Source organism: Mesorhizobium sp. B2-3-11 (genome assembly GCF_006442215.1).
Lineage (GTDB): Bacteria > Pseudomonadota > Alphaproteobacteria > Rhizobiales > Rhizobiaceae > Mesorhizobium > Mesorhizobium salmacidum.
Genome location: NZ_VFVS01000013.1, coordinates 133,773 through 155,548, shown reverse-complemented (window position 1 = coordinate 155,548; position 21,776 = coordinate 133,773). Strand labels below are relative to the sequence as shown.

Here is a 21,776-nt window from a genome sequence, read left to right as displayed (position 1 = left end):
GTGGTTCCGTCAACCCTTCATGGCGTTCACGTCTTCGACCGCGATCGAGCCACGGTTGCGGAAGAAGACGACGAGAATGGCAAGTCCGATTGCGGCCTCAGCCGCCGCGACCGTCAGCACGAACAGCGCGAACACCTGGCCGACCAGATCGCCGAGCGCCGCCGAAAAGGCGACGAAGTTGATATTGACGGCGAGCAGGATCAATTCGATCGACATCAGGATGACGATGATGTTGCGGCGGTTGAGGAAGATGCCGAACACGCCGAGCGTGAACAGGATCGCCGATACGGCCAGATAATGTGCGATGCCGACGACCATCTCAGACTCCTTCGCCCGACTTGACCTTGCGGATTTCCATGCCGGTCGCCGGCGTGCGGCCGACCTGGGCTGCGATCGACTGCCGCTTGACTCCTTCCTTGTGGCGTAGCGTCAGGACGATGGCGCCGATCATGGCGACCAGCAGGATGAGGCCCGAAATCTGGAAGTAATAGAGGTAGTCGGTATAGAGGATGTCGCCGAGCGCTGCCGTGTTCGAGCGCGCGGCGAGATCCGGAATGGGCTTTGCGACCGCCGAGGCGAGCTTCGGCGCGAAGGTGTAGCCGCCCAGCACGACGATCAGCTCCGCCGCCAGGATCAGCCCGACCATCGCACCGATCGGCGCGTATTGCAGGGCTCCTTCCTTCATCTCGGCGAAGTCGACGTCGAGCATCATGACGACGAACAGGAACAGCACCATGACGGCGCCGACATAGACGACAAGCAGGATCATCGCCAGGAACTCGGCGCCGGTCAGCATGAACAGGCCGGCCGCGTTGAAGAAGGTCAGAATCAGGAACAGCACCGAATGCACGGGGTTGCGCGACGAAATGACCATGAACGCCGACGCCACCGCGACAAAGGCGAAGAGGTAGAAAAAGGCCGCCTCTAGTCCACTCAGCATTGGGGATCCCCCGGGTTCCTGTCCGGACACGACGCTTGCGCCTATCCGATTTTCTGCCGCCGCCTCCGGCTGGCAAGTTGCTTGTCCTTAGACGAGGCCCCTCGCCCCGTCCATGCGTCAAATGTCAGCGATACGGCGCATCCAGCGAGATGTTGCGCGCCAGTTCGCGCTCCCACCGGTCGCCATTCGCCAGCAGCCTGTCCTTGTCGTAGTAGAGTTCCTCGCGCGTCTCCGTCGCGAATTCGAAATTCGGCCCCTCGACGATGGCGTCGACCGGGCAGGCTTCCTGGCAGAAGCCGCAATAAATGCACTTCACCATGTCGATGTCGTAACGCACCGTGCGGCGCGTGCCGTCATTGCGGCGCGGGCCGGCCTCGATGGTGATCGCCTGCGCCGGGCAGATCGCCTCGCACAGCTTGCAGGCGATGCAGCGTTCCTCGCCGTTGGGATAGCGGCGCAGCGCATGCTCGCCCCGGAAGCGCGGGCTGATCGGCCCCTTTTCGTGCGGATAGTTGATCGTCTCCTTCGGCGCGAAGAACTGGCGCATCGACAGGAAGAAGGCGCTGACGAAATCCTGCAGCAGCAGCGATTTTGCGGCTTGAGACAAAGCGGACATCACGCAAACCCCGTGATCTTGAGGAAGGCCGCCGTGGCGACGACCATGAACAGCGAGATCGGCAGGAACACTTTCCAGCCCAGCCGCATCAGCTGGTCGTAGCGGTAGCGCGGCACGAAGGCCTTCACCATCGAGATGCCGAAGAAGACGAAGCAAACCTTCAGCACGAACCAGATCACGCCGGGCACCCAGGTGAAAGGCGCGAAGTCGAAGGGCGGCAGCCAGCCGCCGAGGAACAGGATGGTGGCCAGCGCGCACATCAGCACGATGGCGACATATTCACCGAGGAAGAACAGCAGGAACGGCGTCGACGAATATTCGACCATGTGGCCGGCGACCAGCTCCGATTCGGCTTCGACCAGATCGAAGGGCGGACGGTTCGTCTCGGCCAGCGCCGAAATGAAGAAGATGATGAACATCGGGAACAGCGCCAGCCAGTTCCAGTCGAGGAACGTGTTGGGCAGGCCAAGCCGCGTACCGAGCCCACCCTGCTGCGACAGCACGATATCGCTGAGGTTGAGCGAGCCGGCGGTGAGCAGCACGGTGACAATGACGAAGCCGATCGAGACTTCATAGGATACCATCTGGGCCGCCGACCGCAGCGCACCGAGGAACGGATATTTCGAGTTGGACGCCCAGCCGCCCATGATTACGCCATAGACCTCGAGCGACGAGATGGCGAAGACATAAAGGATGCCGACATTGACGTTGGCGATCGCCCAACCCTGGCTGACCGGAATGACCGCCCAGGCCGAGATCGCCAGCACGGCCGAGACCAGCGGCGCCAGCAGGAAGACGCCCTTATTGGCGCCTGACGGGATGACCGGTTCCTTGAAGACGAACTTCAACAAATCGGCGAAGGCCTGCAGCGTGCCCCAGGGGCCGACGACGTTCGGACCACGGCGAAGCTGCACGGCCGCCCAGATCTTGCGGTCGGCGTAAAGGATGTAGGCGACGAAGATCAGCAGCACGACGATCAGCACGACTGACTTCAGCAGGATCAGCAGCGCCGGCAGCACGTAGAAGGAGAAGAAGGTGTCCATGCTTATTCCGCCGCCTGCTTGAAGCCGCTCTTGGCCAGTGCCGAGCATTCCGCCATCACGGCCGATGCCCGCGCGATCGGATTGGTCAGATAGAAATCCTTGACCGGCGAGGTGAAGGTGCCCTTGTTCAGCCGTCCGCCTAGCTTCGCGACCCTGGCGATGTCCTCGGCATTACCAGCCGCGACCTGGTCGATGCGGGCGAGATGCGGGTATTCGCCATAAAGCTTGGCACGCAGTTGCGGCAGCGAATCGAACGGCAGTTTCTTGCCCAGCACGTCGGACAGTGCCCTGAGGATCGCCCAGTCCTCGCGCGCATCCCCCGGTGCGAAGCCGGCGCGGTTGGTCTGCTGCACGCGCCCTTCCGTGTTGACATAGGTGGCCGACTTTTCGGTATAGGCCGCCGCCGGCAGGATGACATTGGCGCGGTGTGCGCCGGCGTCGCCATGCGTGCCGACATAGACGACGAAGGCGCCGCCGGTCTTGCTCATGTCGATCTCGTCGGCACCGAGCAGGAACAGCACGTCCGTCTCACCCAGCATGCCGGCAACGGCCTTGCCGCCCTCGCCCGGTACGAAGCCGAGGTCGAGGCCGCCGACGCGCGCGGCTGCAGTGTGCAGCACGGCGAAGCCGTTCCAGTCGGCGCGGGCAGCATTGACGGCAGCGGCGAGCCTGGCCGCCTGGCCGAGTACGGCCGCGCCATCGGCGCGCGCCAGGGCGCCCTGGCCGACGATGATCAGCGGGTGTGTCGCCTTCTTCAGCGTCTGGAAGAACTTGCCGTTGCCATCCGCCAGATCCTTCAGCGAATCCGGCCCGGCACCCAGCTGTTCGTAGCCATAGCGCGTGTCGCCGACTTCGCCGATGACGCCGACCGGCAGATTGCCGAGGCGCCAGCGCTTTCGGATGCGGGCATTGAGCACCGAAGCCTCGAAGCGCGGATTGGCGCCGATGATCAGCACCGCGTCCGCCTGCTCGATGCCTTCGATGGTCGGGTTGAAGATATAGCTGGCGCGTCCGAGCGCCGGATCGAGCGCGGCGCCATCCTGGCGGCAATCGATGTTCTTCGAACCGAGCGAAGCCATCAAAAGCTTCAGCGCAAAGATTTCCTCGACCGCCGCGAGATCGCCCGCGATCGCGCCGATCTTCTCAGGCGTCGTCTTCGAAACCGCGTCCTTGATCGATGCGAACGCTTCGGCCCAGCTCGCCGGAACCAGCTTGCCGTCCTTGCGCACATAGGGGCGGTCGAGGCGCTGCGTGCGCAGGCCGTCCCAGATGAAGCGGGTCTTGTCGGAAATCCATTCCTCGTTCACGGCCTCGTTGACGCGCGGCAGGATGCGCATCACTTCGCGCCCGCGGCTATCGACGCGGATCGCCGAGCCGACGGCATCCATGACGTCGATGGATTCGGTCTTGGTCAGCTCCCACGGCCGCGCCTGGAAGGCGAAAGGCTTCGAGGTCAGCGCGCCGACCGGGCAGAGATCAATGACATTGCCCTGCAGTTCCGAGGTCATTGCCTGCTCGAGATAGGTAGTGATCTCGGCATCCTCGCCACGGCCGATCAGGCCAAGTTCGGAAATGCCGGCTACCTCGGTGGTGAAGCGGACGCAACGCGTGCAGTGGATGCAGCGGTTCATCACCGTCTTGACCAGCGGGCCGATATACTTGTCTTCCACCGCGCGCTTGTTCTCGTGGTAGCGCGAGGAATCGACGCCGAAGGCCATCGCCTGGTCCTGCAGGTCGCACTCGCCGCCCTGGTCGCAGATCGGGCAATCCAGCGGGTGGTTGATCAGTAGGAATTCCATCACGCCTTCCCGGGCCTTCTTGACCATGGGCGTGTTGGTGAAGATTTCCGGCGGCTCGCCGTTCGGACCGGGGCGCAGGTCGCGCACGCCCATGGCGCAGGAGGCCTGCGGCTTGGGCGGCCCGCCCTTCACCTCGATCAGGCACATGCGGCAATTGCCGGCGATCGACAGCCGCTCGTGGAAGCAGAAGCGCGGCACTTCCGCGCCCGCGTCCTCGGCCGCCTGCAGCAGCGTGTAATGGTCGGGTACAGTGATTTCTTTCCCGTCGACCTTGAGCTTTGCCATTTGTCTCAAACCCCTGCGGATTTCCCGCAATCTCATTTCCCGGACGCGACAGAACCAGCGCCCGATATCCGTTTACTTCTTGGCGGCCAGCGCCGCGGCCTGGGCAGTCCAGCCGTCGCGGCCGATACGGCCGTTGAACGACAGATAATCGTCGACCCAGGCGATCTCTTGCGGCGACCATGCCGCGATCTGGGCGAACGTCCAGATACCGAGACCGTTCAGCACTTTTTCCAGCTTCGGACCGACGCCCGATATCGCCTTGAGGTCGGACGGCTTCGCGGGCTTCGCCATGGCCTTGGGCTGACGGAAATCCTCGGGCAGCAGCACATCGGCGGCCTCGCTTGTTGCCGGAGCGGCGCTTGCGGTCGGCGCGATGATGGCGGTTTCCCTGGCTGCGATATCGGTGACTTCCTGGGCGAACGACTGCGCCTCGGCAATCATGGTCTTCGCCGTCGCCCGCGCCCTGGTGGATGACGAGTTCGCGTCCTCGAATTGCTCGACGCGTGCTTCGAAATCCTCGATCAGCGGCTGCATGAGGCGCTGTGACGCCTCGGCGGCTCCCGAAAGCGCGCCCATCCAGACGCCGAACGCATGATTGGCGAGCCCCATGCCAAGCGCCGACATCGCCACCGCACCCGCCACAGGGTGCGCGAAAAGGTTGACGGCGTTGGCCATCTCCTTCGGCAGCATCCTGGTCAGGTCTTGGTTCATCTTCTCGATCTGGTCCAAATTGGGCATCAATGGGTAGGGTGTCGAATACGGCGCCATAGAGTTCTCCTGGTCGATTCTTCGTTCGTCCCGCCCCGTTTTCTTCCCGAGTTCAAAAGTTTCTTTTTATTCCGCCGCCACCATCACCGGTTCGGCCCGGTGCGCGTTGCGCGAAAATTCGTCGATACGCCGCTCCACCTCGCCGCGGAAATGCCGCATCAGGCCCTGGATCGGCCATGCCGCCGCATCGCCCAGCGCGCAGATCGTGTGGCCCTCGACTTGCTTGGTGACGTCGAGCAGCATGTCGATCTCGCGCTTCTGCGCCTCGCCGCGCACCAGCCGCTCCATCACCCGCCACATCCAGCCGGTACCCTCGCGGCACGGCGTGCACTGGCCGCAGCTTTCATGCTTGTAGAAGTAGGAAAGCCGCGCGATCGCCTTCACGACATCGGTCGACTTGTCCATGACGATGACGGCCGCCGTGCCGAGGCCGGATTTGAGATCGCGCAACGCGTCGAAATCCATCGGCGTGTCGATGATCTGCTCCGCCGGCACCAGCGGCACCGAGGCGCCGCCCGGAATGACCGCGAGCAGATTGTCCCAGCCGCCGCGGATGCCGCCGCAATGCGTCTCGATCAGTTCGCGGAACGGGATCGACATCGCTTCTTCGACGGTGCACGGATTGTTGACATGGCCGGAGACGCAGAACAGCTTGGTGCCGACATTGTTGGGCCGGCCGAAGGACGAGAACCACGCCGCCCCGCGGCGCAGGATGGTCGGCGCCACCGCGATCGATTCGACATTGTTGACCGTCGTCGGGCAACCATAAAGGCCGACATTGGCCGGGAATGGCGGCTTCAGCCGGGGCTGGCCCTTCTTGCCTTCGAGGCTTTCCAGCAGCGCCGTTTCCTCGCCGCAGATATAGGCGCCGGCGCCGTGATGCATATAGATTTCGAAATCATAGCCCGACGTATTGTTCTTGCCGATCAGCTTGGCCTCGTAGGCCTCCTCGATCGCCCGCTGCAGCGCCTCGCGCTCGCGGATGAATTCGCCGCGTACATAGATGTAGGCGGCAATCGCGCCCATGGCGAAGCCGGCCAGGAACGCGCCTTCGACCAGCGTGTGCGGGTCGTTGCGCAGGATATCGCGGTCCTTGCAGGTGCCGGGCTCGGATTCGTCGGCATTGATGACGAGATAGCTCGGCCGGCCGTCGCTCTGCTTGGGCATGAACGACCATTTCAGGCCGGTCGGAAAGCCGGCGCCGCCGCGTCCGCGCAAGCCCGACGCCTTCATCTCGTTGACGATCCACTCACGCCCCTTGGCGACGATGCCGGGCGTGTTGTCCCAGGCGCCGCGCGCCATGGCACCGGCCAGCGACTTGTCGAAGAGGCCGTAGATATTGGTGAAGATGCGGTCTTTGTCCTGAAGCATTTTTTCGTCCCTCAGACCGGCTTCTTGCCGAAGACGCGGATGTATTCGGCGACGCCGCCCTTCGCGAGCGCCTTGGCTTGGCGGACCCAGTCGTCGCGGTCGATGCGGCCCTGGAAGGAGAGATAGCCGTCGACCCACTCTCGTTCGGCCTTCTTCCACGACGCGACCTGCGCGAAGGTGAAGATGCCCAGCGTGTGCAGGATACCCTCGATCTTCGGACCGACCCCGGAGATCAGCTTGAGATCGTCGACCGCGGCCGGCCTGTCGATACCGGCTGGACGATTCTTGTCCTCCAGCGATGGTTTTGCCGGCTTTGCGACTGGCACCTTGGCTTCCGGCGCCTTGAAGGCCGATGCCGGTTCGGCCCTGACCGTCGGTCCACTGCGCTGCTTGGAGACCTTCTCCACTTCCGGCGCCGCCTTGTTGGCATTGGCGGCCGAATGCAGCGGCGCAGAAACGCTCGCCGCCTTCTCCGTCGCCGGCGCCACCTTGGCCTTTGAAGGCGTCTTCAACACCGGGCTGGTCTCAGGCGCGTCGGTCTTCGGCTTGCTGGCATTGGACGGCGCGACAGGGGCACCAGCCGCCGGTGGCGGCACCGGCGCCGCGATGATCGCGCCGGGTGCTGCCTTGGCAGCCTTGGCTGCTTCCCGGGCCTCCCGATCGCGGGTCGACTTGAGGATAGCCTTTTCGCTCTTGAGCGTCGTCAAACCGGAGGCCGGCTCCGAGCCTGTACGGCCATTCTGCGGTCCGGGCGCCACCGAGGCCCCCTTGCCGGCATCGTAGAGATCGATGATTTCGGCCAGCCGTTCCGGCGTCAGATCCTCGAACGTGTCCTTGAACACCATGACCATCGGCGCGTTGACGCAGGCGCCGAGACACTCCACCTCCTCCCACGACAAGGTGCCCTTGTCGTTGGTATGGAACTGCTCGTGATGGATTTTCGAACGGCACACATCCATCAGCGCTTCCGAGCCGCGCAGCATGCACGGCGTGGTGCCGCAAACCTGGATGTGCGCGCGTGTGCCGACGGGATTCAACTGATACTGCGTGTAGAAGGTCGCGACCTCGAGCCCGCGAATACGGGGCATGTCGAGCATGTCGGAGATGGTCTCGATCGCCGCCTTGGTGACCCAGCCTTCCTGCTCCTGCGCCAGCATCAAAAGCGGAATGATCGCCGACTGCTCGCGGCCCTTGGGGTATTTCTTGATCCATTGCTTGGCAGCCGCCGCATTCGCACGGTTGAAGGCGAAGGAGGCTGGCTGGACGCTGGCTTCTGCGAGACGGCGGACTGACATTTAGCGATCGACCTCACCAAACACGATGTCGAGGGAGCCAAGAACGGCGGTGACGTCGGCCAGCAGGTGGCCGCGGCAGAGGAAATCCATGGCTTGCAGATGCGCGAAACCAGGTGCGCGCAGCTTGCAGCGGTAGGGCTTGTTGGTGCCGTCGGAGACCAGATAGACGCCGAACTCCCCCTTCGGCGCCTCGACCGCCGCATAGACCTCGCCGGCCGGCACGCGATAGCCTTCGGTGTAGAGCTTGAAGTGATGGATCAGCGCTTCCATCGAGCGCTTCATCGCCGCGCGCTTGGGCGGCACTACCTTGCCGTCGAGATTCGACACCGGACCGGTGCTCTCCTTGCCGAGCAGCAGGTCGACGCATTGGCGCATGATCCGCGCCGACTGGCGCATTTCTTCCATGCGCAGGAGATAACGGTCGAAGCAGTCGCCGTTCTTGCCGATCGGGATGTCGAAATCCATTTCCGAATAGCATTCATAGGGCTGCGACTTGCGCAGGTCCCAAGGCGAACCCGAGCCGCGCACCATGACGCCCGAAAAGCCCCAGGCCCAGGCGTCGGCCAGCGAAACAATGCCGATATCGACATTGCGCTGCTTGAAGATGCGGTTGCCGGTGAGCAGCTTGTCGAGGTCATCGAGCGATTTCAGGAACGGGTCGATCCATTTGCCGATGTCCTCGACCAGTTGGCGCGGCAGGTCCTGGTGGACGCCGCCGGGACGGAAATAGGCCGCATGCATGCGCGAGCCGGAGGCCCGCTCATAAAACACCATCAGCTTTTCGCGCTCGACGAAACCCCACAGCGGCGGCGTCAGCGCGCCGACGTCCATCGCCTGCGTCGTCACATTGAGGATGTGCGACATGATGCGGCCGATTTCGCAATAGAGCACGCGGATCAGTTGGCCGCGCCTCGGCACCTCGATGCCGAGCAGGCGCTCGGCGGCGAGCGCGAAGGCATGCTCCTGGTTCATCGGGGCGCAATAGTCGAGCCGGTCGAGATAAGGCACCGCCTGCAGATAGGTCTTGGCCTCGATCAGCTTTTCCGTACCACGATGCAGCAGGCCGATATGCGGATCGACGCGATCGACGACTTCGCCGTCGAGTTCGAGGACCAACCTCAAAACACCATGCGCCGCAGGGTGTTGAGGGCCGAAATTGATGTTGAAATTGCGGATGGAGGTTTCGGCCATTTACTGCTTTGCCTTCTCATCCCCGGGCAGCACATAGTCGGTGCCTTCCCAAGGGGAAAGAAAATCGAAATTGCGGAATTCCTGCTTCAGTTCCACAGGCTCATAGATCACGCGCTTGGCCTCGTCGTCGTAGCGCACTTCGACGAAACCGGTCAGCGGGAAATCCTTGCGCAGCGGATGGCCTTCGAACCCGTAATCGGTCAGCAGGCGGCGCAGGTCCGGGTGGCCCGAGAACAGCACGCCATAGAGATCGTAGGTCTCGCGCTCGAACCAGTCGGCGCCTGGATAAACGCCGGTGATCGACGGCACCATCGTCTCTTCGTCGGCCTGCACCTTGACCCGGATGCGGACATTCTGTTTCGGCGACAGCAGATGGTAGACGACGTCGAAGCGCTTGGCCCGCGACGGATAGTCGGCGCCGCAGACATCGATGATCGAGATGAACTGGCAGCGCGCATCGTCGCGCAGGAAGGTCATCACTTCGACCAGGTCGCGCGGCTCGACATTGATAGAGAGCTCGCCATAGGCGAGCACCGCGTCATTGACGCGGCCGATCAGCTTCTCGCCGAGATAGGTCGACAGTTCGGTAAGGGATGCGGCCATGGATTTACCGTTCGATCGTGCCGGTGCGGCGGATTTTCTTCTGCAGCAGAAGAATGCCGTAGAGCAGGGCTTCGGCGCTCGGCGGGCAGCCGGGCACATAGATGTCGACCGGCACTACCCGGTCGCAGCCGCGCACCACCGAATAGGAATAGTGGTAATAGCCGCCGCCATTGGCGCAGGAGCCCATCGAGATGACGTAGCGCGGCTCCGGCATCTGGTCGTAGACCTTGCGCAGCGCCGGCGCCATCTTGTTGGTCAGCGTGCCGGCCACGATCATGATGTCGGACTGGCGCGGAGACGCGCGCGGCGCGACACCGAAGCGCTCCGAATCGTAGCGCGGCATCGAGGTGTGGATCATTTCGACCGCGCAGCACGCCAGACCGAAGGTCATGAACATCAGCGAACCGCTGCGCGCCCAGGTGATCAGCGCCTCGGTCGAGGTGACCAGAAAACCCTTGTCGGCAAGCTCGTTGTTGATTTCGAGGAAGAAGGGATCGTCCTCCCCCACCGGCTTGCCGGTGTTGGGATCAATGATACCCTTGGGCTTCGGCGCGACGAGGGTGCCTGAACTGTCGTTCAATCCCATTCCAGCGCTCCTTTTTTCCATTCATAGGCAAAGCCGATGGTCAGCACTGCCAAAAACACCATCATTGACCAGAAACCGAGCATGCCAATCTTCGAGAAGGACACCGCCCAGGGGAAGAGGAAGGCTACTTCCAGGTCGAAGATGATGAACAGGATCGACACCAGATAGAAGCGGATGTCGAATTTCATGCGGGCATCGTCGAACGAGTTGAATCCGCATTCATAGGCGGACAGCTTCTCGGGATCCGGGTTGCGGTAGGCTACCAGGAAGGGCGCAGCCAGCAGCGCCAGACCGACCACCAGCGCCACGCCGATAAACAGGACGATGGGCAGGTACGAACTGAGGAGTGCGTTCATGCAGCGGCTTTCCGTTGGCGCCAATCCACGTTGATTACAGCACCGGACCTTAATGCGGAAGCGTGACAGTTTAACCGCTGAACCGTTTTAAGGAGCCTATGCTGCAACGCGGCGAGGGTTAGCGCAGCACTTCCAGTGAAGCAAGTCAAACCTTGTTCAAAACACCGAGCTGGACGGCAATCCGGGAGAAACTGGTCCCATACGCTCCTGTTTGATTTCCTTCGCCATTTACTCCACTTTTCTCTCCTGACAGGGTTGCCGCCAAAACCCTGCTAGCATTGGCTGGAATCACGCCTCGCAACGACGCCAGACAGGTCCATCAGGGACGCATCCGCATGAAGGAAAAGATCTCGCTTGCCGCCGCCCGGCGCATCGCGCTCGCCGCTCAAGGGTTTCTCGATCCCCGCCCCGCCGGCACGCCCGACCGCCGCCACTTCGCCCGCGTTCTGTCCCGCACCGGCCTGCTGCAGATCGATTCCGTCAGTGCGGTGGTTCGCGCCCACTACATGCCGCTCTATTCGCGTCTTGGCCCCTATCCCCTCGCTTTGCTCGACAACGCCGCCGTGACCCGCAAGCGCACGGTCTTCGAATACTGGGCGCATGAGGCCTCGTTCCTGCCGATCGAGACCTACCCGCTGATGCGCTGGCGCATGCAGCGCGCCGAGCAAGGCGATGAAATGTATCTGGGGCTGGCCAAATGGGGCCGCGAGCACGCCGCCTACATAGAAGAGATCTACCGCGAGGTCGTCCAGCGCGGCCCGGTCGCCGCTTCTGCGCTGGAGGGCCAGAAAGGCTCCGGCGGCTGGTGGGGCTGGAGCCACGCCAAGCATGCCTTCGAATGGCTGTTCTGGGCCGGGCGCATCACCACGGCGCACCGGCGCGGCTTCGAGCGCTTCTACGACCTGCCGGAGCGCGTGCTGCCGCAGGCGATTCTCGACCTGCCAGTACCGGCCGCCGAGGACGCGCATCGTGAATTGCTGCGCATCTCCGCCCGCGCCCACGGCATCGCGACATCAGGCGACCTGCGCGACTATTTTCGACTCTCCCCCGCCGACATGAAAGGCCGGCTGGAGGAACTGGTCGAACTCGGCGAGTTGCTGCCGGTCCGCGTCGAGGGCTGGGACAAGCCGGCTTACCTCTATAGGGACGCGCGATTGCCACGCAAGATCGAGGCCCGCGCCCTGCTGGCGCCGTTCGATCCCGTTGTCTTCGAGCGCTCGCGCTCAGAGCGGCTGTTCAGTTTTCACTACCGGATCGAGATCTACACGCCGGCCGACAAGCGCCAATACGGCTATTATGTCCTGCCCTTCCTGCTCGGCGACAGGATCGTGGCGCGCGTCGACCTCAAGGCAGACCGGCCGGCAAGTGTCCTGCGTGCCCATGCTGCTTACGCCGAGCCCGGCGCACCGCCCGATACCGCCGCTCAGCTCTTCGAGGAATTGAAGCAGATGCAGGGCTGGCTTGGCCTCGAACGCATCGAAGTGACGCCTGCCGGCGACCTGGGCCCGGCGCTGTCCGACATCGCGGTGTCGTAAGCTCGCGTTGACACCGCTGCCCGCAAGAGCCTAAATCGGATCCAGACGGTCTCCTCTCGGCAAAGGGAGGAGCCAAGAGGGAATGCGGTGCGGGATTGAAAATCCCAAATCCGCGGCTGTCCCCGCAACTGTGAGCGAAGAGCCAAGGCCGAAAGCCACTGGGATTGTCCCGGGAAGGCGGCTACCCAAGGCGATGACCCGCGAGCCAGGAGACCTGCCGTCTGGAATGCAAGTATCCGATCGCCCGGCGGGTTTTCCGGGCAAGGAGCCTGATTTGGATCGCGACAGCAGTTTTTCGGCTGAAACAATGGACATTTCGTCCGGCGAGGATGATTCCCTGGCCGGCATCACTGTCATCGTCTGCGCCTCCTGTCGCGACGAGAGCGGCTCCGACGCCCGTCCCCGGGCCGGCGAACTTTTGGCCGAAGATACGCGCCAAGCCGCCTCGGGCGACAACATCCGCATCCGCACCGTCGAATGCCTCGGCAATTGCAAACGTCGACTGAGCGCCGCGATCCTGCGTGACGGCTGCTGGAGCTATGTATTCGGCGATCTGACCACGACCAGCGGCGCCGATCTCGTCACTGGCGCGAAACTCTTCGCCACCACCAGCGACGGCCTCATTCCCTGGCGGGGCCGGCCCGATAGCCTCAAGCGCGGCCTCGTGGCCCGCATCCCTCCCCTCGACATGCTGAAAGACTTGATATGACCGCATCCGTTTCCCGCGTTCCCTGCACCGTCGTCACCGGCTTCCTCGGCGCCGGCAAGACGACCCTGGTCCGCCATCTCCTGGAAAACGCCGGCGGCAAGCGTATCGCGATCATTGTCAACGAATTCGGTGACATCGGCATCGACGGCGAAATCCTGAAAGGCTGTGGCATCGACACCTGCCCAGAGGAAAACATCGTCGAGTTGGCCAATGGCTGCATCTGCTGCACCGTCGCCGACGATTTCGTGCCGGCGCTCGACCAGATCCTGTCGCTGACGCCGAAGGTCGACCATATCCTGATCGAAACCTCGGGCCTCGCTTTGCCCAAGCCGCTGGTCCAGGCTTTCCAGTGGCCGACAGTGAAGAGCCGGGTGACCGTCGACGGCGTCATCGCCGTGGTCGACGGTCCCGCACTTGCCGAAGGCCGCGTCGCCAACGACATGGACGCCCTGCAGGCGCAGCGCGCGCAGGATGAGAGCCTCGACCATGACGACCCGGTCGAGGAAGTGTTCGAGGACCAGATCGCCTGCGCCGACCTGATCATCCTGTCGAAGAGCGACTTGATGGATGCCGCCGGCTCGGCCCGCGCCAACGCCATCATCAACGAACACTCCGCCCGCGCCGTGAAGATCGTGCCGACGTCTCATGGCAAGGTCGATCCCTCGGTGCTGCTCGGGCTCGGTCTCGCCGTCGAGGACGACATCGAGAACCGCAAGTCCCACCATGACGGCGCATTCGACCATGAGCATGACGACTTCGACACGTTCATCGTCGACATTCCCTCGATCTCCAATCCCGACGAACTGGCAAAGCGCGTCGCCGCGGCCGCCGAACAGGAGAACGTGCTGCGCGTGAAAGGCTTTGTCGAGGTCGGCGGCAAGCCGATGCGGCTCCTGCTGCAGGCCGTCGGCCCGCGCGTCAATCATTACTACGACCGGGCCTGGACCGCCGGGGACAACCGCCGCTCGCGCCTCGTCGTCATCGGCCTCAAGGGGCTGAACCGTCCGGCGATCGAACGTATCCTCGCCGGCTGATTTCAGGCACGGGCCGCGATGCACATCCTCACCACGACCTCCGCCTCGCTCGACGACCTCGCCGAGCCTGTCGATCTCCGGCAGGCGCCGGCGGATATCGTGGCCTTGTCCTTCACCGACAGCGATCTCGCCGGACTGGCGGCGGCATGGAAGGCCGACGCCGATCGCCTGCCGTCGATGCGGCTCGCCGCACTGCGCGACCTGCGCCATCCCATGTCCGTCGATCTCTGGATCGACAGCGTCGCCCGCCATGCCAAGGTCATCATGGTGCGCATCCTCGGCGGCTACGACTGGTGGCGCTATGGCTGCGACCAGCTCGCGGCAATCGCCCGCGAGCGCGACATAAGACTGGCGCTGCTTCCGGGTGAAAGCCATGACGAGGATCTCAGGCTGATCGAAGCCTCGACGCTGCCGCGCGCCGAACTCGACGGCCTGCTCGGCTATTTCCGCGAGGGCGGCCCGGCCAATATGAGCACCCTGGTGCACAGGCTGGCAGGCCTGGCTGGACAAGATATGCCCGTCGCCAGTCCGGTCAGCGTGCCGAAAGCTGGTTACTATCAATCTGGATTGGGGGTCGCAGAACAGCCGGACCTTTCAAATGCCAGCACTCCCATCATCCCGATTCTCTTCTACCGATCGATGCTGCTTGCAGCCGATGTCGCCCCGATCGATGCGCTGGCCGAGGCTTTACACTCCCAGGGACTGGCACCGGTCCCGATCTTCGTTTCCAGTCTCAAGGATCCGGTGTCCCTGGCGTTCGTCGAAAATACCATCGCATCGCTGAAACCCGCCGCCATCATCACCGCGACCGCTTTCGCTTCTGGCGCCGAGCCCGGCGTGGAAACCCTGTTCGACCGCGCCGGCGTGCCTGTCTTCCAGGTCATCGTCGCCACCACGCGCCGCGACGTGTGGGAAAACAATCAGCGCGGACTGGCGCCCGCCGACCTTGCCATGCATGTCGTGCTGCCCGAACTCGACGGCCGCATCCTTGCCGGTGCCATCTCTTTCAAGGGCGAGAGCGATGTCGACGCGGCGCTGGGCCACCGCGCCTTGGCCAACCGGCCGGAACTGGATCGTGTTGAGCAAGTGGCTAGCCGCGTAGCGGCCTTCATCCGTTTGCAGCAGACCCCGCGCGCCGAACGCAAGCTGGCGATCCTCATTCCCGATTATCCCAGTGCTCCCGGCCGCACCGGCTATGCGGTCGGGCTGGATGTGCCGTCCAGCGTGATCGCCATGCTGCGGGACTTGAGCGAACAGGGCTATGCCGTTGACGCGATACCGCAAACGCCGCGTGAATTGCTGGATTTGCTGGAGCGCGGCGACTGTGGGCTGAGGCTGGACGACTATCACTCCTTTTCGACAGAGTTGCTGGCAACGGCAATTGCTGCGGTAGAGGCTGCTTGGGGCAGAGCGGAAGATGAGACAGGTCTTCGCGAGGCGCCCCCCTCCGGCAGGACAGAGGGGGGCGCCTCGCGAAGGCCTTCGCTATCAGGCAAAAAGCACTTCGCCTTCCGCGCCGCGCATTTCGGCAACATCACCGTCGCACTCGCCCCTGACCGTGGCCGTTCCGCGGACCGCCGCGCCGACTACCACGATCCGACGCTGCCTCCGCGCCACGCTTTGATCGCGTTCGGCCTGTGGCTGCGCGAATCGCTCGGCGTCCACGCTCTCATCCATGTCGGCGCCCACGGCACGCTGGAATGGCTGCCCGGCAAGACCGTCGCGCTTTCGCAAGCCTGCTTCCCCGAGATCGTCACCGGCTCCCTGCCCGTCATCTATCCCTTCATCGTCTCCAACCCCGGCGAAGCGGCACAGGCCAAACGGCGCATTGCCGCGGTCACGCTTGGTCATCTGCCGCCGCCGCTGACAGGCGCCGGACTGGACGAGGACCAGCACAAGCTCGAACGGCTGGTCGACGAATATGCCCAGGCCGACGGCCTCGACCGCCGTCGTCGTGACCGGCTGGCGAAACTGATTGTCGAAACCGCGCAAAAGACCGGCCTCGCCTCCGAAGCCGGCGTCGCCGAGACCGACGCGCCCGACGAAGCACTGCGCCGCATCGATGCCTGGCTCTGCGATCTCAAGGATTTTGCCATCAAGGACGGGCTGCATATCTATGGTCGCGCCCCAGACGACGAGCCCGATCCCATGCGCCGGCAAAGCGCGGAAGCCGAGAAGGCCGCGCTGCTCGCCGCGCTCGATGGCCGTCACGTCAAGGCGGGCCCGGCCGGCGCGCCCGCGCGCGGGCGCTCCGATGTCTTGCCCACCGGCCGCAACCTGTTCACATCGGACCCGCGCACCATGCCGACCCCGACCGCCTATGATCTCGGCAAGGCGGCGGCGGAAGAAGTGGTGCGCGCCTACATGCAATCGCATGGCGATTGGCCGCGCTCCCTGGTGACAGACCTCTGGGGCTCGGCCTCGCTGCGCACCGGCGGTGAGGAGATCGCGCAGGGCCTTGCGTTGATGGGCTGCCGGCCGCAATGGGATACCGCGACCGGCCGCATCACCGGCATCGAAGTGTTGCCGCCGGCGACGCTCGGCCGCCCGCGCGTCGACGTCACCTGGCGCATATCAGGCCTGTTCCGCGACATGTTCCCGACCCAGATCGCACTGATCGACGCCGCCGCCAACGCCGTTGCAGCGCGCGACGAGGACGAATCAGAAAACCCGCTCGCCGCCAGGACCCGCGCCGACGGCAAGGTCAGCCCGCGCATCTTCGGCACCTCGCCCGGCACTTACGGCGCCGGCGTCGAAGAGATTTTGTCCAGCGGCGACTGGGCGGCGCGCGAAGAAATCGGCCGCGCCTATCTCGACGCCACCTCGCATGCCTATGGCGGCGCCGGCGGCGAAGGGGTCTCGGCACCCGGAGCGTTTGAAGGCCGCATCGCCGAAGCCGATCTTCTGGTCCACACCGGCGACGACCCCGGCCGCGACATTCTCGAAGGTTCCGCCGACGTCGCCTTCATCGGCGGCTTTTCGGCCGCCTTGGCCACACTCGGCAGGAACGCCGACGTCATCGTGCTCGACACCACGGACCCGCAGAAGCCGAAACCGCGATCGGTTGGCGAAGCGGTGTCGCGCGTGGTGCGTGCCCGTGCCGTCAACGCCCGCTTCATATCAGGGCAGATGCGCCACGGTCCGCGCGGCGCCTCCGAATTCGCCGAGACGGTCGACCGGCTGGTCGGCTTCGCCGAGGCCACCCATGCCATTTCAGGCGCGTTGATCGAGGCCGTGCATGATGCCTATCTCGGTGACGCCGAGGTTCGCGCCTTCATTCTGCGCGAAAATCCCGCCGCCGCCAAAGTCATCGCCGAGCGCTTCCTGTCGGCACGCCGGCGCGGCCTCTGGCATCCCTTGCGCAATTCCATCGACGACGATCTCGCCGCGCTGATTGCCGAGGCCAACGCGCTCGGGGTCGCGGCATGAACGCCTTCTCGCGCCGTGGCGCCTGCCCTGCTTTGTCGGCGCCGATGCAGACAGGCGACGGCCTGCTGGTGCGGCTCAACCCGGTCTCCGGAGGCCTATCGCCGAGGCTCTTGATCGAGCTGGCCGAAGCCGCCTTGCGGCACGGCAACGGCATCATGGAAGTAACGGCGCGCGGCAGCATGCAGATACGCGGCCTGTCAATGGAAAGCGCTGCGTTGCTGGCAGCGGAGGTCGATGCGCTGGGCATCGCGGTGCGCACCGGCGTCCCGGTCGAGACCGGCCCGCTGGCCGGCATTGACCCGCGGGAGATCGCCGATCCGAGGCCGATGGCTGAGCGCATTCGGATGGGCATTGAAGAAACCGGGCTGGCAATAAGGTTGGGGCCGAAGGTTGCGGTGGTCGTCGACGGCGGTGGGCAACTGACGCTGGATGCGGTGACGGCGGATGTGCGGCTCGCTGCAACGCGGACCGATGTGGGGATCCAGTGGCGGGTATCCGTCGCGGGTGATGGGCAGACCGCCAAGCCACTCGCTGTGGCGGATGAGGATGCGGCGCGCGACATTGCTGTCGCGGCGTTGCGGATGGTTGCCGAGAAAGGCCGCGAGGCGCACACGCGGGATTTGTCGAGGCGGCAATTGGAGTCTCTTGCAGGCTGGCACTCTACGGCGCCCCCCTCTGTCCTGCCGGAGGGGGACGCTGTAGAGCGCTTTCATTCGCCCATTGGCGATTTCAGCCTGGGTAAAGGCCACGCCCTCGGCATCGGCCTAGCCTACGGCAGCATGCCGGCGGACAAAATCATCGGCCTCGCGCAAAAAGCTCTCGCCCTCGGCGCAACCGAAATCCGCCTCGTCCCAGGCCGCGCCCTGCTGTTCCTCGGCCAGCCGGTCGTCGCCAGCCGGTCCCTCCAAACCATTGCCGCCACCCTTGGCTTCGTCACCTCCCCCGCCGACCCGCGCACGCGCATCGCGGCCTGCCCGGGCACGCCGGCCTGCGCGTCCGGCCGGATCGCGACCCGCGACATCGCCGAGGCGATTGCCGCCGAGAACGCGGACATCCTCGACTTTACCCTGCACGTTTCCGGCTGCGCCAAGGGCTGCGCACATCCCGGCCCAGCAGCACTAACAATTGTCGGCGGTGAAAATGGAGCCGGACTTGTCGTGAACGCGACGGCAAAGGCCCTTCCTGCCGGCTACAGGCCGGGCTATGACGCCGCGCACGGCATCAGCCGCGTCGCGGCGATGATCCGCAGCGCACGATTTCAAGGCGAAACCGCCGCCGCTTGCCTGACAAGGCTAGGACCGGCCGGCATCGCTGAGACCTACAAACAGGAATGAGCATGGCCGCCTACGACTATATCCACGACGGCACCGCGATTTACGAGCGCTCCTTCGCCATTATTCGCGCCGAGGCTGATCTGTCGCGCTTCTCCGAAGCCGAGGCCGATGTCGCCATCCGCATGATCCATGCCTGCGGCCAGGTCGAGGCAGCAAGTCGTTTCGTTTTCTCCCCCGATTTCGTCACCGCCGCCCGCACCGCTCTGGCCGCCGGCGCGCCGATCTTCTGCGACGCGGAAATGGTCTCGCATGGCGTCACCCGTGCCCGGCTGCCGGCCGGCAACGAGGTGATCTGCACCTTGCGCGACCCGCGCACGCACGACATCGCCAGGGAGATCGGCAACACCCGCTCGGCCGCCGCGATCGACCTTTGGGGCGAGCGTATGGCCGGTTCGGTCGTCGCCATCGGCAATGCGCCGACCGCACTCTTCTACCTGCTGGAAAAGCTGCGCGATGGCGCGCCCAAGCCGGCCGCCATTATCGGCATGCCGGTCGGTTTTGTCGGTGCTGCCGAATCCAAGGATGCCCTGGCCGAAAATTCCTATGGCGTACCGTACGCCACCGTGCGCGGCAGGCTTGGCGGCAGCGCGATGACCGCCGCAGCGCTCAATTCACTGGCGAGGCCGGGCCTGTGAACGCGCTCCCCAAAGGCCGTCTCGTCGGCGTCGGCACCGGTCCCGGCGACCCCGAATTGCTGACGCTGAAGGCCGCACGGACCTTGGCCGAGGCCGATGTCGTGGCTTATTTCGCCAAACGCGGCAACAACAGCAATGCGCGCGCCATCGTCGAGGCGCGCTTCCGGCCCGACATGCTGGAACTGCCGCTGCTCTATCCCGTGACCACCGAGACCGACAAGGATCACGACGATTACCGCTCGCAGATATCAGGTTTCTACGAGGAGTCGGCCGACAGGGTCGCCGAGCACCTCGACGCCGGCAAGATGGTTGCCGTGCTCTCCGAAGGCGACCCGCTGTTCTACGGCTCCTACATGCACCTGCATGTGCGCCTTGCCCATCGCTACCCGACCGAGGTCATTCCCGGCATCACCGCCATGTCCGGCTGCTGGTCGCAGACCGGCGTGCCGATCGTCCAGGGCGACGACGTGCTGACCGTGCTGCCTGGCACGATGAGCGAATTCGACCTGACGCGCCGCCTCGCCGACACCGACGCTGCCGTCATCATGAAGGTCGGCCGCAACCTGCCCAAGATCAAGCGCGCGCTGGAGGCGACCGGTAAACTGACGCGTGCCGTCTACGTCGAGCGCGGCACCATGGCCGGCAGCGTCTCGATGAAGCTTGCCGACAAACCGGACGACAAGGCGCCCTATTTCGCCATCGTGCTGGTTGCCGGCTGGTCCGGTCGACCCGGCGTGGCTGGAGCGCAGGCATGAGCGGCCGTCTCACCGTCATCGGCCTCGGGCCCGGCAATGCCGACCAGGTCACGCCGCAAGCCAGCCGCGCTATCGCGGAGGCAAAATTCTTCTATGGCTACAAGCCCTATCTCGACCGGCTCGACCTGCGCCCGGACCAGACCCGCGTCGCTTCCGACAACCGTGAGGAACTCGCCCGCTCCAAGGAGGCCCTGACCAAGGCAGCCGAGGGCCACGACGTCGCCGTGGTATCCGGTGGCGATCCCGGCGTCTTCGCCATGGCCGCGGCGGTCTGTGAGGCGATCGAGGCCGGTCCGGCCGAATGGCGTGCGGTCGATGTCATCATCGTGCCTGGCGTCACCGCCATGCTGGCGGTCGCTGCCCGCATCGGCGCGCCGCTCGGCCACGACTTCTGCGCCATTTCGCTATCCGACAATCTGAAGCCTTGGGATCTAATCGAGCTGCGTCTGTTGGCGGCGGCCGGCGCCGGCTTCGTCATCGCGCTCTACAACCCGATCAGCAAGGCGCGTCCCTGGCAACTTAGCCGCGCCTTCGAATGCCTGACCGCCATCCTGCCCGGCACGACGCCGGTGATCTTCGGCCGCGCCGCCGGCCGCCCGGACGAGCGCATCGAGGTCTATCTGCTGGCCGATGTCGACGCAGAAAAGGCCGACATGGCGACCTGTATCATCATCGGCTCGCCGGAGACCCGGATCATCAAGCGCGGCGACAAGCCGGCGCTGGTCTACACGCCGCGCTCGGCATCGGGCTCCACAAAATGAGGCACCATCGCGGCCAGCGCTTCTACGGTTTCAGCCGAAGGCACGTCCGGCAGATCGGGCCTGCGCACCATGACCACCTCGAGGCCGAGCGTTCGCGCCGCGGCAATCTTCCCGTATGTCGCCGCGCCACCGCTGTTCTTCGATACCACGACATCGATCCGATGCTCTTCGAGCAGCACGCGCTCGTCGGTCTCGCCAAACGGTCCGCGCGCCAACAGGTACGCGGCATCGGCAACCGCCAGCTTCGGCTCGACCGGATCGACGCTGCGGATGAGATAATGGTGCTGGGGCGCTGCCTCGAAGGCGGCGACCTCCTGGCGGCCCAGCGCCAGAAACACACGGCGCGGCACATCGCCAAGCGCCCGCGCGGCCTCGGCAACGCTGTTGACCTCAAGCCAGCGGTCGCCTTGGCCGGCCTCCCACCCCGGGCGCCGCAGGGCGAGGATCGGCACGCCGGTCTTGCGCGCGGCCATCGCTGCATTGGCGGAGATTCGCGCCGCGTAGGGGTGCGTGGCGTCGATCAGCAGACCAGTGCCTGTCTCGCTGAGATAAGCAGCCAGACCATCGACGCCGCCGAATCCTCCGCTTCGCACGGGCACACCCTGCGCGACCGGGCTTTGCGTGCGGCCGGCCAAGGAAAGCGTGACCGAGCAATCGGCGCGCGCCGCCAGTTCTCCGGCCAGTTGCCGGGCTTCGGTGGTACCGCCAAGGATCAGAATGCGGTGGGTCAT

The 21,776-nt window shown here is 64.7% G+C and carries 21 protein-coding genes and 1 riboswitch; of the genes, 8 read left to right on the top strand and 13 right to left on the bottom strand.

The window, feature by feature from the left end; genetic code table 11:
- Positions 1–9: 9 nt before the first annotated feature.
- The 12 genes from nuoK to FJ960_RS18855 form a co-directional block, all read right to left on the bottom strand.
- Entirely contained in the window at positions 10–318 is a 309-nt protein-coding gene (nuoK, locus tag FJ960_RS18910; protein WP_027145288.1) for an NADH-quinone oxidoreductase subunit NuoK, read from the bottom strand.
- A gap of 1 nt (position 319) precedes the next feature.
- Positions 320–940 (bottom strand): NADH-quinone oxidoreductase subunit J, encoded by a 621-nt coding sequence (locus FJ960_RS18905; RefSeq protein WP_140716011.1) that lies wholly within the window; start codon positions 938–940, stop codon positions 320–322.
- 124 nt (positions 941–1,064) lie between these two features.
- Positions 1,065–1,556, bottom strand: coding sequence for an NADH-quinone oxidoreductase subunit NuoI (gene nuoI, locus FJ960_RS18900; protein WP_027025978.1), 492 nt, complete (start codon positions 1,554–1,556; stop codon positions 1,065–1,067).
- Positions 1,556–2,599, bottom strand: a complete 1,044-nt coding sequence (nuoH, locus tag FJ960_RS18895; protein ID WP_023763315.1) for an NADH-quinone oxidoreductase subunit NuoH — start codon at positions 2,597–2,599, stop codon at positions 1,556–1,558. The genes nuoI and nuoH overlap by 1 nt, the downstream gene beginning before the upstream one ends.
- Positions 2,600–2,601: 2 nt before the next feature.
- The gene (gene nuoG / locus FJ960_RS18890; protein WP_140716009.1) at positions 2,602–4,683 is read right to left on the bottom strand and encodes an NADH-quinone oxidoreductase subunit NuoG; all 2,082 of its coding nucleotides are present in this window, start codon (positions 4,681–4,683) and stop codon (positions 2,602–2,604) included.
- Between the two features lie 72 nt (positions 4,684–4,755).
- Positions 4,756–5,451, bottom strand: coding sequence for an NADH-ubiquinone dehydrogenase (locus FJ960_RS18885; RefSeq protein ID WP_140716007.1), 696 nt, complete (start codon positions 5,449–5,451; stop codon positions 4,756–4,758).
- 66 nt (positions 5,452–5,517) lie between these two features.
- Complete coding sequence (gene nuoF / locus FJ960_RS18880) at positions 5,518–6,822, bottom strand: NADH-quinone oxidoreductase subunit NuoF (RefSeq protein ID WP_015317342.1); 1,305 nt, start codon at positions 6,820–6,822, stop codon at positions 5,518–5,520.
- Positions 6,823–6,833: 11 nt separating this feature from the next.
- Entirely contained in the window at positions 6,834–8,117 is a 1,284-nt protein-coding gene (locus FJ960_RS18875; RefSeq protein WP_140502563.1) for an NADH-quinone oxidoreductase subunit E, read from the bottom strand.
- Positions 8,118–9,308: an NADH-quinone oxidoreductase subunit D gene (locus FJ960_RS18870; protein WP_140716005.1), complete on the bottom strand. Its 1,191-nt coding sequence runs from the start codon at positions 9,306–9,308 to the stop codon at positions 8,118–8,120. It lies immediately after the preceding gene.
- Entirely contained in the window at positions 9,309–9,911 is a 603-nt protein-coding gene (locus FJ960_RS18865; RefSeq protein ID WP_140502561.1) for an NADH-quinone oxidoreductase subunit C, read from the bottom strand.
- Positions 9,912–9,915: 4 nt separating this feature from the next.
- Entirely contained in the window at positions 9,916–10,497 is a 582-nt protein-coding gene (locus tag FJ960_RS18860; RefSeq protein ID WP_027145296.1) for an NADH-quinone oxidoreductase subunit B, read from the bottom strand.
- Positions 10,488–10,853, bottom strand: a complete 366-nt coding sequence (locus FJ960_RS18855) for an NADH-quinone oxidoreductase subunit A (RefSeq protein ID WP_010910112.1) — start codon at positions 10,851–10,853, stop codon at positions 10,488–10,490. The genes FJ960_RS18860 and FJ960_RS18855 overlap by 10 nt, the downstream gene beginning before the upstream one ends.
- A gap of 335 nt (positions 10,854–11,188) precedes the next feature.
- Between FJ960_RS18855 and FJ960_RS18850 the strand changes: the two genes are divergently transcribed.
- The 8 genes from FJ960_RS18850 (at position 11,189) to FJ960_RS18815 (ending at position 21,045) form a co-directional block, all read left to right on the top strand.
- Positions 11,189–12,388: a winged helix-turn-helix domain-containing protein gene (locus FJ960_RS18850; protein WP_140716003.1), complete on the top strand. Its 1,200-nt coding sequence runs from the start codon at positions 11,189–11,191 to the stop codon at positions 12,386–12,388.
- A gap of 29 nt (positions 12,389–12,417) precedes the next feature.
- Positions 12,418–12,625, top strand: a riboswitch (cobalamin riboswitch).
- Positions 12,626–12,662: 37 nt separating this feature from the next.
- Positions 12,663–13,097, top strand: a complete 435-nt coding sequence (locus tag FJ960_RS18845; protein ID WP_140716001.1) for a DUF1636 family protein — start codon at positions 12,663–12,665, stop codon at positions 13,095–13,097.
- Complete coding sequence (gene cobW, locus FJ960_RS18840; RefSeq protein WP_140715999.1) at positions 13,094–14,131, top strand: cobalamin biosynthesis protein CobW; 1,038 nt, start codon at positions 13,094–13,096, stop codon at positions 14,129–14,131. The genes FJ960_RS18845 and cobW overlap by 4 nt, the downstream gene beginning before the upstream one ends.
- Before the next feature lie 18 nt (positions 14,132–14,149).
- Positions 14,150–17,560, top strand: a complete 3,411-nt coding sequence (gene cobN / locus FJ960_RS18835) for a cobaltochelatase subunit CobN (protein WP_140715997.1) — start codon at positions 14,150–14,152, stop codon at positions 17,558–17,560.
- Positions 17,557–18,894, top strand: coding sequence for a precorrin-3B synthase (cobG, locus tag FJ960_RS18830; RefSeq protein ID WP_140715995.1), 1,338 nt, complete (start codon positions 17,557–17,559; stop codon positions 18,892–18,894). The genes cobN and cobG overlap by 4 nt, the downstream gene beginning before the upstream one ends.
- Before the next feature lie 2 nt (positions 18,895–18,896).
- Positions 18,897–19,529 (top strand): precorrin-8X methylmutase, encoded by a 633-nt coding sequence (locus FJ960_RS18825; protein WP_140715993.1) that lies wholly within the window; start codon positions 18,897–18,899, stop codon positions 19,527–19,529.
- Positions 19,526–20,284 carry a precorrin-2 C(20)-methyltransferase gene (locus FJ960_RS18820; protein WP_140715991.1) on the top strand — a complete coding sequence of 253 codons (759 nt, stop codon included), beginning with the start codon at positions 19,526–19,528 and terminating at the stop codon, positions 20,282–20,284. Before FJ960_RS18825 ends, FJ960_RS18820 begins: the two co-directional genes overlap by 4 nt.
- Positions 20,281–21,045 carry a precorrin-3B C(17)-methyltransferase gene (locus tag FJ960_RS18815; protein WP_140715989.1) on the top strand — a complete coding sequence of 255 codons (765 nt, stop codon included), beginning with the start codon at positions 20,281–20,283 and terminating at the stop codon, positions 21,043–21,045. Before FJ960_RS18820 ends, FJ960_RS18815 begins: the two co-directional genes overlap by 4 nt.
- Here FJ960_RS18815 and FJ960_RS18810 read toward each other — a convergent pair.
- Entirely contained in the window at positions 21,009–21,776 is a 768-nt protein-coding gene (locus FJ960_RS18810) for a cobalt-precorrin-6A reductase (protein ID WP_140716039.1), read from the bottom strand. The two genes, FJ960_RS18815 and FJ960_RS18810, sit on opposite strands and share 37 nt — an antisense overlap.

Bases quoted from the DNA above. Each gene is read 5' to 3' on its own strand.
- FJ960_RS18850 (WP_140716003.1), top strand. From the start codon at position 11,189: ATGAAGGAAAAGATCTCGCTTGCCGCCGCCCGGCGCATCGCGCTCGCC.
- FJ960_RS18825 (WP_140715993.1), top strand. From the start codon at position 18,897: ATGGCCGCCTACGACTATATCCACGACGGCACCGCGATTTACGAGCGC.
- FJ960_RS18870 (WP_140716005.1), bottom strand. From the start codon at position 9,308: ATGGCCGAAACCTCCATCCGCAATTTCAACATCAATTTCGGCCCTCAA.
- cobG (WP_140715995.1), top strand. From the start codon at position 17,557: ATGAACGCCTTCTCGCGCCGTGGCGCCTGCCCTGCTTTGTCGGCGCCG.
- nuoF (WP_015317342.1), bottom strand. From the start codon at position 6,822: ATGCTTCAGGACAAAGACCGCATCTTCACCAATATCTACGGCCTCTTC.
- nuoG (WP_140716009.1), bottom strand. From the start codon at position 4,683: ATGGCAAAGCTCAAGGTCGACGGGAAAGAAATCACTGTACCCGACCAT.
- nuoH (WP_023763315.1), bottom strand. From the start codon at position 2,599: ATGGACACCTTCTTCTCCTTCTACGTGCTGCCGGCGCTGCTGATCCTG.
- cobN (WP_140715997.1), top strand. From the start codon at position 14,150: ATGCACATCCTCACCACGACCTCCGCCTCGCTCGACGACCTCGCCGAG.
- FJ960_RS18875 (WP_140502563.1), bottom strand. From the start codon at position 8,117: ATGTCAGTCCGCCGTCTCGCAGAAGCCAGCGTCCAGCCAGCCTCCTTC.
- FJ960_RS18885 (WP_140716007.1), bottom strand. From the start codon at position 5,451: ATGGCGCCGTATTCGACACCCTACCCATTGATGCCCAATTTGGACCAG.
- FJ960_RS18815 (WP_140715989.1), top strand. From the start codon at position 20,281: ATGAGCGGCCGTCTCACCGTCATCGGCCTCGGGCCCGGCAATGCCGAC.
- FJ960_RS18860 (WP_027145296.1), bottom strand. From the start codon at position 10,497: ATGGGATTGAACGACAGTTCAGGCACCCTCGTCGCGCCGAAGCCCAAG.
- nuoI (WP_027025978.1), bottom strand. From the start codon at position 1,556: ATGTCCGCTTTGTCTCAAGCCGCAAAATCGCTGCTGCTGCAGGATTTC.
- FJ960_RS18810 (WP_140716039.1), bottom strand. From the start codon at position 21,776: ATGACCCACCGCATTCTGATCCTTGGCGGTACCACCGAAGCCCGGCAA.
- nuoK (WP_027145288.1), bottom strand. From the start codon at position 318: ATGGTCGTCGGCATCGCACATTATCTGGCCGTATCGGCGATCCTGTTC.
- cobW (WP_140715999.1), top strand. From the start codon at position 13,094: ATGACCGCATCCGTTTCCCGCGTTCCCTGCACCGTCGTCACCGGCTTC.
- FJ960_RS18855 (WP_010910112.1), bottom strand. From the start codon at position 10,853: ATGAACGCACTCCTCAGTTCGTACCTGCCCATCGTCCTGTTTATCGGC.
- FJ960_RS18865 (WP_140502561.1), bottom strand. From the start codon at position 9,911: ATGGCCGCATCCCTTACCGAACTGTCGACCTATCTCGGCGAGAAGCTG.
- FJ960_RS18905 (WP_140716011.1), bottom strand. From the start codon at position 940: ATGCTGAGTGGACTAGAGGCGGCCTTTTTCTACCTCTTCGCCTTTGTC.